This is a genomic window from Pseudomonas sp. SDO5215_S409 (genome assembly GCF_054071325.1).
On sequence record NZ_JBSVWN010000068.1, the window covers coordinates 19,681 to 29,939 of the forward strand.

10 protein-coding genes and 1 pseudogene are annotated in these 10,259 nt (G+C 62.8%); 6 read left to right on the forward strand and 5 right to left on the reverse strand.

All coding sequences use genetic code 11. The features are described from left to right. Window positions 1–47: 47 nt before the first annotated feature. Entirely contained in the window at window positions 48–581 is a 534-nt protein-coding gene (locus ACW9H9_RS25490; protein ID WP_457346033.1) for a gluconokinase, read from the reverse strand. A gap of 212 nt (window positions 582–793) precedes the next feature. Between ACW9H9_RS25490 and gntR the strand changes: the two genes are divergently transcribed. The 6 genes from gntR (at window position 794) to ACW9H9_RS25520 (ending at window position 5,952) form a co-directional block, all read left to right on the forward strand. Further along, window positions 794–1,825: an HTH-type transcriptional regulator GntR gene (gntR, locus tag ACW9H9_RS25495; protein ID WP_457346045.1), complete on the forward strand. Its 1,032-nt coding sequence runs from the start codon at window positions 794–796 to the stop codon at window positions 1,823–1,825. 207 nt (window positions 1,826–2,032) lie between these two features. Next, window positions 2,033–2,272, forward strand: a complete 240-nt coding sequence (locus tag ACW9H9_RS25500) for a DUF6124 family protein (RefSeq protein WP_457346034.1) — start codon at window positions 2,033–2,035, stop codon at window positions 2,270–2,272. Between the two features lie 142 nt (window positions 2,273–2,414). After that, window positions 2,415–3,047, forward strand: a complete 633-nt coding sequence (locus ACW9H9_RS25505) for a glutathione S-transferase family protein (RefSeq protein WP_457346035.1) — start codon at window positions 2,415–2,417, stop codon at window positions 3,045–3,047. 70 nt (window positions 3,048–3,117) lie between these two features. Continuing rightward, window positions 3,118–3,855 (forward strand): NAD-dependent epimerase/dehydratase family protein, encoded by a 738-nt coding sequence (locus ACW9H9_RS25510; protein ID WP_457346037.1) that lies wholly within the window; start codon window positions 3,118–3,120, stop codon window positions 3,853–3,855. A 13-nt stretch (window positions 3,856–3,868) separates the two neighbouring features. After that, the gene (locus ACW9H9_RS25515; RefSeq protein ID WP_457346038.1) at window positions 3,869–5,278 is read left to right on the forward strand and encodes an MFS transporter; all 1,410 of its coding nucleotides are present in this window, start codon (window positions 3,869–3,871) and stop codon (window positions 5,276–5,278) included. A gap of 149 nt (window positions 5,279–5,427) precedes the next feature. Next, complete coding sequence (locus tag ACW9H9_RS25520) at window positions 5,428–5,952, forward strand: hypothetical protein (protein ID WP_457346039.1); 525 nt, start codon at window positions 5,428–5,430, stop codon at window positions 5,950–5,952. Window positions 5,953–6,018: 66 nt separating this feature from the next. Here the strand turns inward: ACW9H9_RS25520 and ACW9H9_RS25525 are convergent, their stop codons facing one another. The 4 genes and pseudogenes from ACW9H9_RS25525 to ACW9H9_RS25540 all read right to left on the reverse strand — a co-directional run. Continuing rightward, window positions 6,019–6,591 (reverse strand): methyl-accepting chemotaxis protein, encoded by a 573-nt coding sequence (locus ACW9H9_RS25525; RefSeq protein WP_457346046.1) that lies wholly within the window; start codon window positions 6,589–6,591, stop codon window positions 6,019–6,021. After that, window positions 6,571–7,386, reverse strand: a pseudogene (locus ACW9H9_RS25530) (PAS domain-containing protein); the annotation flags it as partial. The pseudogene ACW9H9_RS25530 and the gene ACW9H9_RS25525, both read right to left, overlap by 21 nt. Before the next feature lie 406 nt (window positions 7,387–7,792). Beyond that, a complete protein-coding gene (locus ACW9H9_RS25535; RefSeq protein WP_457346040.1) occupies window positions 7,793–9,202 on the reverse strand; it encodes an aromatic amino acid lyase in 1,410 nt (469 codons plus the stop codon). Next, a partial coding sequence (locus ACW9H9_RS25540; RefSeq protein ID WP_457370546.1) for an ornithine cyclodeaminase family protein occupies window positions 9,199–10,259 on the reverse strand: 1,061 nt, incomplete at its 5' end. The genes ACW9H9_RS25540 and ACW9H9_RS25535, both read right to left, overlap by 4 nt.

Below are 10,259 nucleotides of genomic sequence, written 5' to 3' on the forward strand. Positions count from 1 at the left end.
TTATTTAAGCCGTGCAGTCAGATAGCGCTATCTTTTCCGGCAAAAAATTACGCGGTGGGTTCAAACCCATGTTGGCGCCACCAGGCATCGGTTTGCGCGGCCAGGTCCTGGACGCTGTCTTCGCTGGCGTTCAGCGCCAGGGTCAACGGCTCGCCCACCGGGGATTGCAGGGTAGCGAACTGGCTGTCGATGAGGCTGGCGGGCATGAAGTGGCCGGGACGATGGGACACGCGGTCGGCGGCGACCTCGCGGGTCAGCTCCAGAAACACAAAGCCCAGGCCCGGCGCGGCCTCGCGCAGGTGGTCACGGTACTTTTTCTTGAGGGCCGAACAGGTCAGCACCGGGTGTTCACCGGCCTTGAGCGCGCGGCGCAGTTCATCGCACAGGATGTCGAGCCAGCCGGCGCGGTCGTCGTCGTTGAGGGGGGTGCCTGCGCTCATCTTTTCGATGTTGGCGGCGGGGTGAAAGCTGTCGCCTTCAATCGCGGTGGCGCCGTTCAGCTGGCACAGGGCCTCGCTGACGCTGGACTTGCCACAGCCGGAAACACCCATGATGACCAGGGCGGTTACAGGTTGACTCATGAAACACCTCGGGACGCAGATAGCGCTACCTTTGCACGCCGCAACGCAGGTGCAAAAACAGGCTTTTCCCGCGCCGTGTTGTCTTTTTTATGGAGTGACGCGTGCATCTTTCCCAAGCCTTTGAACCCGATCAGGCCCTCCGGCGTTCAAGCATTTGCAGGCTTTTGGGGACAGCGCTACCTTAGTGCCTCGATTTTTGTTTGGCAAGCCGCCTGATGACTCCCAAGAACGATAAGAACACCCGCACCACCGGTCGCCCGACCCTCAGTGAAGTCGCGCACCTGGCTGGCGTCAGCCCCATTACTGCGTCCCGCGCCTTGCGCGGGATCAGCACTGTGGCCACCGAATTGGTGGAAAAAGTGCAAAAGGCCGCCGCCGAGTTGAACTACGTGGTCAACCCCGCCGCCCGTGCGCTGGCGTCGGCGCAGAGCCAGTCGGTGGTGGTGCTGGTGCCGTCGCTGTCCAACCTGTTGTTTATCGAAACCCTGGAGGCCATTCACCAGGTGCTGCGCCCCAAGGGGTTTGAGGTGTTGATCGGCAACACTCACTACTCCCGCGAGGAAGAAGAGAACCTGTTGCGCAACTACATGGCTTATCAGCCGCGTGGTTTGCTGTTGACGGGCTTCGACCGTACGGAAAGTGCCCGGCGCATGGTGGAATCGAGCAACGTACCCTGTGTGTACATGATGGATCTGGACCCAGGCGCCGGACTTAACTGCGTAGGGTTTTCGCAATTGAACGCCGGGGAAACGGCCGCAGCTCACCTTATCTCACGGGGCCGCAAACGCCTTGCCTACATCGGCGCCCAACTGGACCAGCGCACCCTGCTGCGCGGCGAAGGGTTTCGCCGGGCGCTGCAGCAGGCGGGGCTGTACGACCCGGCGCTGGAGTTGATGACGGCGCGGCCTTCATCGCTGGGCCTGGGCGGCGAGTTGTTCCTGCAACTGCTGGCCAGCCACCCGGATGTGGACGCGATCTTTTTCGGCAACGACGACCTCGCCCAGGGCGCCCTGCTGGAGGCGCTTCGCCACGGCATCAAGGTGCCCGAGCAGGTGGCAGTGCTCGGCTTCAACGACCTGCCCTCGTCCTCGTTCATGGTGCCGCGCCTGAGCAGCATCAGCACGCCTCGGGAAGCCATCGGCCGGCGTGCGGCGGAGCACCTGCTGACGATCATGGCGGGCAACAAAATCGCCAAGCCCGTGGTGGACATGGGCTTTGAATTGAAGGTGCGTGAAAGCACCTAGCCCTCTGTGGGCTTTCGACACGGAATGTAGGAAGCACCTTACGCGCGAGTCGGCCACATGCTCCAAACGCCTACATTTACCTGGGAATCCGCTGGCTTGTGCCCTGTGGCCGGGCTCTTTAAGGTTTGCCGGCCACTGAGGGTTCAGTGGCCGGGTTTAGTAGCCCGAACGCGGCTTCTTTACGGGTATAACCCCAGGACCTGAACAATGTTCAACGACACCGAAAATCCGCCGACCACCCTTTTCACCGTCATCCCCAACATCCCCACCGAGTCCTTGCTGACCAATGGCTTCGAACTGTGCTCTTCGGTCAGTACCTTGCTGCTCGACCTGTCCAATGAACTGTGCGGCAAACACCGCGATGTGGCGTTGGCGATTCATCAACTGAGCGAGCTGAGTGTGTTGCTGGTGGGCAAGGCGATGGATCAGGAGATTCCCCGCGCTTGACCCCCCGAAAGCCCCGGGCAGCACCGGGCACCCGCTCAGTCACCCACTGGCGACGGGGCGCTGCCCGCAACAGCGACGTAGCCCCCGCACGCCACCACTGATAGATTCCCCTGTGTCAATTTGTTAACGCAAGGGAAGCGTCATGGGACATTCGCTGAAAATATTGGGCCGTACTTCATCGATCAACGTACGAAAGGTCCTGTGGACATGCCAGGAACTGGGCCTTTCCTACGAGCGCGAAGACTGGGGCATCGGCTTCACGTCCACCCAATCCCCTGAGTTTCTGGCCTTGAACCCCAACGCCCAGGTGCCGGTTCTGATCGACGGCCATGGCGTGCTATGGGAGTCCAACACCATCTGCCGCTACCTCGCCGGCCTTTACCAGCGCCACGACTTGCTGCCCGCCGAACCCGCGCCAAGGGCCCGGGTAGAACAATGGATGGACTGGCAAGCCACCGAACTCAACCCTTCTTGGGGTTACGCCTTCCACGCGCTGGTGCGCAAAAACCCGGACTTCCAGGACCCGCAGCGCCTTGCCGCCGGTGTGCAGGGGTGGAACGACAAGATGGGCCTGCTCGAACAACAGCTCGCCAAGACCTGCGCCTACGTGGTCGGTGAAGAATTCACACTCGCCGACATCCTCATCGGCCTGTCAGTGCACCGTTGGCGGTTGACGCCCATGGAGCGCCCGTCTTACCCCGCCGTCGATGCGTACTACCAACGCTTGAGCAAACGGCAAAACTTCCAGAACGTTGCACTTGAACACCAGCCGTAAGCTGCAAAAAAACAGCGGCGTGCACTAACAGCTTGCCGCTTCCCACCTCCCCCCTACTCGCGAGATTTTCATGAAAGGACTCAACCTACTGCTCACCGGTGCGTGCGGCAGAATCGGCAAGACGTTTTTCGAGGCCTCGAAAGACCGCTACCGCTTCACCCTCACCGACCGTGTCGCACCGGCCTTTGCCCTCGACGGCCACCGCTTCGTGCAGGCCGATCTGAACGACAAAGACGCCCTGGTCACGCTGCTCGAAGGTATCGACGTGGTCGTGCATTTGTCCGGCATTCCCCACGCCAGCGCCGCGTTCGATGAGCTGCTGCCCAACAACATTCTGGCCACCACGTACCTGTTTGAAGCGGCAGTGGCGGCCGGGGTAAAACGCCTGGTCTTCGCCAGCAGCGCGCAGACCATCGAGGGCTACCCGGTAGACCGGCAAATCACGCCCGGGATGCCCGTGATGCCCGCCAACCTGTATGGTGTGAGCAAATGTTACGGTGAAGCGCTGTGCGGGTATTACGCGGCCAAAACCCCGCTCTCCACCATCGCCCTACGCATTGGCGCCTTCGAGTTCCCCGAAGCGCCCGACTTGAACAACGCCCGCGACCTCAGTGCCTGGCTCAGCCCGCGTGATGCGGTGCAGTTGCTGCAACGCTCGGTGGAGGCCGAGGGCGTAAAACACCTGATTGCCCATGGTATTTCCAATAACCGTTTCAAACGCCTGGACTTGAGCGAAACCACCCGTGTGCTGGGCTACCAGCCGGTGGACGATGCGTTTCAGCAGTTTGAGATCCCCATCACTTATTGAGTGTTCACCCCCCATGTCGTCACCTGCCACCGCCGACGGAATCGACCCACTGCGCGCCGCCCACCTCAGTGCCCGTATTGACCGGCTGCCTGCCGTCGCCACCCTGTGGCGACTGGTGGCGTTGTTGTCCATCGGTGGTTTTTTCGAGCTGTACGACTTGTTCCAAACGGCCTACATCAGCCCGGGCCTGATCAAGGACGGCATCTTCGCCACTGGCAACCTGGGGGTGTTCGGTTTCTCGGATCAGGCTGCGTTTGCTTCAGCGACCTTCCTCGGGCTGTTTGTCGGCGCCAGCCTGCTCAGCCCGATCGCTGACCGTTTCGGGCGCCGGGCCATCTTCACCTTTGCGTTGGTCTGGTACACCGTCGCCACGGTCTTGATGGGCATTCAAAGCTCGGCCCTGGGCATTATTTGCATGCGGTTTCTGGTGGGTATCGGGCTGGGTATCGAGCTGGTGACGATCGACGCCTACCTGTCGGAGCTGGTGCCCAAGCGCATGCGCAGTGCGGCGTTTGCCTTTGCGTTTTTTGTGCAGTTCCTGTCCGTTCCGGCGGTGGCCTTGATGTCGTGGTGGCTGGTGCCGCAGGCCCCGTTTGGCGTGTCGGGCTGGCGTTGGGTGGTGTTGGCCAGTGCCGTGTTTGCGTTGTTTATCTGGTGGCTACGGTCACGGCTGCCCGAATCACCGCGTTGGCTGGCGCAGCAGGGCCGTTTTGACGAGGCCGACACGATCATGAGCCGCTTGGAGGCGCGTTGCGAAAACGATCACGGCCAAGCGTTGGACGCCCCGCAGGCAGAAACCGTCAGCGTGCAAGGCCGCGGGCGTTTTGCCGATATCTGGCAACCGCCGTACCGGCGCCGGGCATTGATGCTGATTGTGTTTCATGTGTTCCAGGCCATCGGGTTCTTCGGCTTTGGCAACTGGTTGCCCGCGTTGCTGTCGGGCCAGGGCGTCAGCGTGACGCACAGCCTGCTGTACGCGTTCATCATCACCCTGGCCTACCCGCTGGGGCCGTTGTTGTTCGTCAAGGTGGCCAACCGCTTCGAAAACAAATGGCAGATCGTCGGCTCGGCGCTGGGTGCCATGGTGTTCGGCAGCCTGTTTGCCCTGCAAACCACGGCGGTGGGGTTGGTGCTGTGTGGGGTGATGGTGACGTTTTCCAACGCCTGGCTGACCTTCAGTTTTCACGCCTACCAGAGCGAGCTGTTCCCCACCCATATTCGCGCCCGGGCGGTGGGGTTCTGTTATTCGTTCAGCCGCTTGTCGACGGTGTTCAGCAGCCTGCTCATCGGCCTCATCCTGGAACACCTGGGCACACCGGGGGTGTTGGCGTTCATCGCCAGCAGCATGTTGATCGTGATGGTGACTATCGGCTGGTTCGGCCCGCGTACGCGCAACCTGGCACTGGAAAATATCGCGCACTAAGGCTTGCCTGTCGGCGGCAAACATTGGCCGCTGGCAGGCACCTGCCCGGCCCTGAACAGGCGCCGCGCCCCAATGAAAGCGGATGTCTGACAACCGGGCACGCTATTTGCTCCGCCCGTGGCACCGTTTCCAACCACAGGTGACCGACCATGTTGATCAGCAAAAATACCCTGGCCGCATCCACGATCCAGCAACTCAAGCGCCCCGACCTGGACCCCGCCAACGCCGCGACGAGCACGCTGTACAGCGGCGCGGCACAAGCGGCGCAACAAAGCGTGACCGTGCCGGCGGCGCAAAAGGACCTGGACAAGGCCAACGACCGTATCGATGAAGCCTTCGCCAGGACCCGCGTGCAATTGCAGGCCAGCACGGCTGATCCTGCCCCGTCCACCGAAGTGCCCAAGTCCGGCGCCCTGGGCGGCACGTCGAGCGGCACCGCACGTGCCGACTTCACGGACTACATGAGCAAGTCCCCGGCCGAGCGCATTCGCGAGCAGATGCTCAAGGAAAAGGGCATGACCGAAGAAGACTTCCAGAAGTTGTCGCCTGAACAGCAGGACGCCTTCGCCAAGGAAGTCGCCCAGCGCATGCAAGATGAACAGACCCAGAAAGTAGCGGCGAAAAACCAGGATCCACAGGCACAGGCTGTAAAAGAAACCCTGGCGGCGATCTAAATCACCGCGGGTGTTTGCGACACATCACCCCTTGCCCGCGCCTGCAAGGGGTGATGGTGTTTGCGGCTACTGCAACTGCAGCGTGGAATTGAACTGCCCGATCGCGTCCACCACGTGCCGTGACCCTTCCTGGATTTCCAGGATCACCTGCCCCGCCTCGTTCGCCAGCTCCACGCCCAGGCCCGTGCGGCTCAAGCTGGACTGCATGCTCGACACCGCGCTCAACGACAAGTCGTGGTTCTTGCGCACCACGTCCACAATTTCTACCGTCGCCTGGCTGGTTCGCGCAGCAAGGCTGCGCACCTCATCGGCCACCACCGCAAACCCGCGCCCATGCTCACCGGCCCGCGCCGCCTCAATGGCTGCGTTAAGCGCCAGCAGGTTGGTCTGGTCGGCAATGCCGCGAATGGTTTGCACGATGGTGCCGATGATCTCCGATTGTTTGTTCACCGCATCGATGCTCAACGCCGCCTCGTTCAGGTCGTGGGAAATTTCCTCGATGATCTGCACGGTCTGCTGCACCACCTCCGACCCCTTGCGCGCGCAGGCGTCGTTCTGCACTGAGGTGGCGTGTGCCGAGTCGGCAGCGGTGCGCAAGCTGATGACCTGGTCGGTGATGTCGCTCGCGAATTTCACCACTTTGTACAGGCGCCCGCTGGCATCGAAGATCGGGTTGTAGGACGCCTCCAGAAACAGCGTCTGACCGTGCTTGTTCCTGCGCTCGAAACGGCGCGACTGGTATTCGCCACGGTTGAGCGAGGCCCAGAACGCCTTGTAGCTCGGCGACTCGGTTTCCTGGCGATGGCAAAACATACTGTGGTGCTGGCCGACGATTTCGCCGAGGGAATATTGCACCGTCCTCAGGAAGTTTTCGTTAGCGTTGATGATCTGGCCCTGCGGGGTGAATTCGATCACGGCCATGGAGCGGCCAATGGCATCGATCAGGCTCTGGTTTTCGTTTTCACGATGAATGCGCGCCGAAATGTCCGAGGCCACCTTGATGATGCTCTGCACGTGGTTGTCGGGATCGAACACCGGCATGTAACTGGCTTCCAGCCACACTTCCTTGCCGAACTTGTTCAGGCGCATAAAGGTGCCGCTGATGGGCTCGCCTCGCGCCAGGTCGCGCCACAGCTTGGCGTATTCGTCGCTGTGGGTGTAGGACTCTTCGCAAAAGATCCGGTGATGTTTACCGCGAACTTCTTCGACGCTGTACCCCATGGTCTTGCAGAAGTTGGGGTTGGCATCCAGCACCACGCCGTTGCGGTCAAACTCGATCATCGCCATGGAGCGGCTGATGGCAGCCAGTTTGGCATTCGCTTCGGTGAGGGCACAGGAGAAGCGTTCGATTTCAAGCAGGTCAGACTTGTGCTGGCGGTTGAACATGATCGGATCACCCTTAATTTCCCGACGCCCAAGACGGGCACATTCCATTCACAAACTCAATTTTGCTGGCAGACCTTTATTCGAAAAACCGATAAAAAACCGTTAAATTCGGGGCATCCCAGCGGTTCTGGTCAGCATAGACAGGGCTTGGCGCTATGCAAGGTCGCTAGTCACCCAGCATTTTCAGCAGTGCCTCGACCGCCGCCGACGGTGCGCGCGTTGGCGGTGCAACCGCCCGGAGCCAGCACAAAAAGCTGGGCCAGCAATTCTTCCAGCGCTACCGGGCTATCGGCCGGGCGCCGGAAAAATGAATGCTGCGCCGGTAAAACCGCGAGCCAAGGGTCGCGCCCCACATCGTATTGCAGGAACTGGCGCTGCCTTTTGAGCGGGTGCGGGTGCGCTTGCAGGAATGGCTGAAGGCCCGCACTGGCCGCTGAACAGCCCTGACCGCCATTCAGGGAAACGGCTGAGGGCCGGCCAGGGTGATAAAGGCGCTGAGCGCCAGCACATCCGCCGAGCCGGGGCGGTCCTGGTCGAGGTGGGCCACGTGGCTGCGCACCGTCTGGTGAACCTGGCCCACGCCCGTGCCCAGCTGGAGCGCGCCGCGCAAGTCCACTGCTTGCGCGGCCACGATCAACTCGATACTGGCCAGCCACACCACCCGTTCGGTCAACCGGCGCGTCTTGTCGACCACCGCCAGCGCCTGCCCGGCGTAATCCTCGACCCGGTCCGCCACCGGCACTGTCACCGCGGGCAATGGATTGGCCAGGTGCCCGATTTCTGCCAGCAAGGCCGCGCTGGTGCGCTGCAACGCGGCCATGCCCACATGCCCCGGCTGCTGGATCAAAAAGCGCGGCAATTCGCTGGACGCCGGTGACAACAGTTTGGCGATACGTTCGGCCGAACACGCCGCCACGCGGCTCAAGGCCAGGCCCAGGCCTTCTGCCGCCAGCGCCAGGTGGGTGCTGTCAAAGTTGGCCGTGGCCAGGACGCATTGCTCTTCGCTGATCAACGCCGGGTTGTCCGCCCCACTGGCCAGTTCCAGCTCGATGATCTCGCGCAGTTGCTGCAACGCCTGCTGCGCCGCGCCCTGCACCACCGTGGCACAGCGAAAGCTCAACGGGTCCTGCAGGCGGCGCGGGCGGGCGGCCAATTCACCGCCCTCCAACAGCGCCAGCAAGGCCTGCGATTGCGCGGTCTGCCCCGGTGCCGGGCGCAAGCGCGATGCCCAGGGCTGGAACGGGCTGAGGTTGGCCCGGTAGCCCTCGCACGACAACGCCAGCGCCGCCAACAACGCGTGCAGCGCCCGGCCCGCCTCGGCCACCAGCAACGCGCCCAGGCCCACACTCGCGGCATTGGCCGACACCAGCGCCAGCCCGTCCTTGCCGGTCAAGGTCACCCCGTGCAGCGCCAGGCTCAGGTGCGCCAGCGGTGCCAGGTCGCTCTCCCCCAGCGACCCCAATAGCGGCACGTGCGGCTCGGCCCCCGAATTAAGCAAGGCCAGCAAGCCCTCTGCCGCGCCGGGCGAAATCCCCGAGCGGCCCTGGGCCAGCCCGGCCAAGCGCGCCGCCATGATCGCGCGCAATTCCTCACGATTGGCCAGGCGCCCGACGCCCACTGAACGCCCCACTGGAATCCGCGCCTGCAACAGCGCGTCGTCGTGTGGCACCGGCGTGTCCACCGCCGCGCCCAGGCCAGTGGTCACGCCATAAATCGGCGTGCCGGTGGCGGCCAGGCTCAATAACAACTGGTGGCCTTCTTCAATGCACCGGCGGGCACCCGCGCTGAAATCGGCCGGTGCATCCTGCCGGGCTATGGCGAGCAGATCATCCAGGGCAAGCCCTGCCGGGACCAGTTCGATCATGCCCAGCGCAGCCGTTGGCCAATGCCAAGGCGCCGGGATTTTTCCAGCAACGCATGGCCCAGCGCGATGTCGCTGAGGCTCAACCCCCGGTGCCAGAACAGGATGGTTTCCTCAGGGGTCTGCCGGCCGCTTTTCAAGCCGGCCACAATCTGCCCCAGCTCGGCATGCAACGTTTGGGCGCTGAGTTTCCCGGCGTCGACATGGGCACGCAATGCACCAAACATCCCGCCCTTGCATTGGCCCCAGTCGTCCACCACCCGCTTGCTCATGATGTCGGTCAACGACAACTCCACCGCGCTCATAGTGCCGTAGGGCACCACAAGCGCGCCGGGCTTGATCCATTCGGTGCGCAGCAACGGCTCGGGTTTATCCAGCCGCGACGCTTCCACCACGATGTCGGCGCCGCGCACGGCGGACTCCCAATCGTGGGTGACCACCACCGGCTTGCCGAGGTCGCGGCGCAGGCGCTCGGCGAACGCTTCACGGCTTTCGCTGCGGCGCGAATGCACGCGGATTTCTTCAAAGTCGAACAGGTGGTCCAGCAACCGCACATTCCAGTACGCCGTGCCGCGCGCGCCGATGTGCGCCAGCACTTTGCTGTCGGGACGGGCCAGGTATTTGGCGCCGATGGCGGTGACGGCGCCGGTGCGCATGTCGGTAATGGCCGACGCGTCGAGGATCGCCTTGGGGATGCCGGTGGCCGGGTCCAGCAGGTTCAACATCGCCAGCTCCGAGGGCAGCCCCTTGCGGTAGTTGTCGACGAAATCCCCCACCACCTTGACCCCGGCATAGCCGATAGCGCCGCCGAGCACGCCGCGCAAAACGTTGAAATGGCCGTTGATCTCACCGCCCGGAATCAAATGCGTGCGCGGCTCGATCACCGCTTCACCCCGGCCCTGGATGGCCAGGCTGGCTTCGATGGCGTCGAGGATTTCGTCGTTGCCCAGGGCCAGTTCGTCGATGTCCAGGCCGTTGAGAAAGTCGATGTAGATGGGTTGCATGGTCTGCTCGCTGATGGCCGAGTAAGAGGGGCATTGGTTGCCGCGCCGCCGCGTGC

Excerpts from the sequence above, each read along its gene's own strand:
- ACW9H9_RS25490 (WP_457346033.1), bottom strand. The coding sequence starts at position 581 with ATGAGTCAACCTGTAACCGCCCTGGTCATCATGGGTGTTTCCGGCTGT.
- ACW9H9_RS25500 (WP_457346034.1), top strand. The coding sequence starts at position 2,033 with ATGTTCAACGACACCGAAAATCCGCCGACCACCCTTTTCACCGTCATC.
- ACW9H9_RS25505 (WP_457346035.1), top strand. The coding sequence starts at position 2,415 with ATGGGACATTCGCTGAAAATATTGGGCCGTACTTCATCGATCAACGTA.
- ACW9H9_RS25510 (WP_457346037.1), top strand. The coding sequence starts at position 3,118 with ATGAAAGGACTCAACCTACTGCTCACCGGTGCGTGCGGCAGAATCGGC.
- ACW9H9_RS25515 (WP_457346038.1), top strand. The coding sequence starts at position 3,869 with ATGTCGTCACCTGCCACCGCCGACGGAATCGACCCACTGCGCGCCGCC.
- ACW9H9_RS25520 (WP_457346039.1), top strand. The coding sequence starts at position 5,428 with ATGTTGATCAGCAAAAATACCCTGGCCGCATCCACGATCCAGCAACTC.
- ACW9H9_RS25535 (WP_457346040.1), bottom strand. The coding sequence starts at position 9,202 with ATGATCGAACTGGTCCCGGCAGGGCTTGCCCTGGATGATCTGCTCGCC.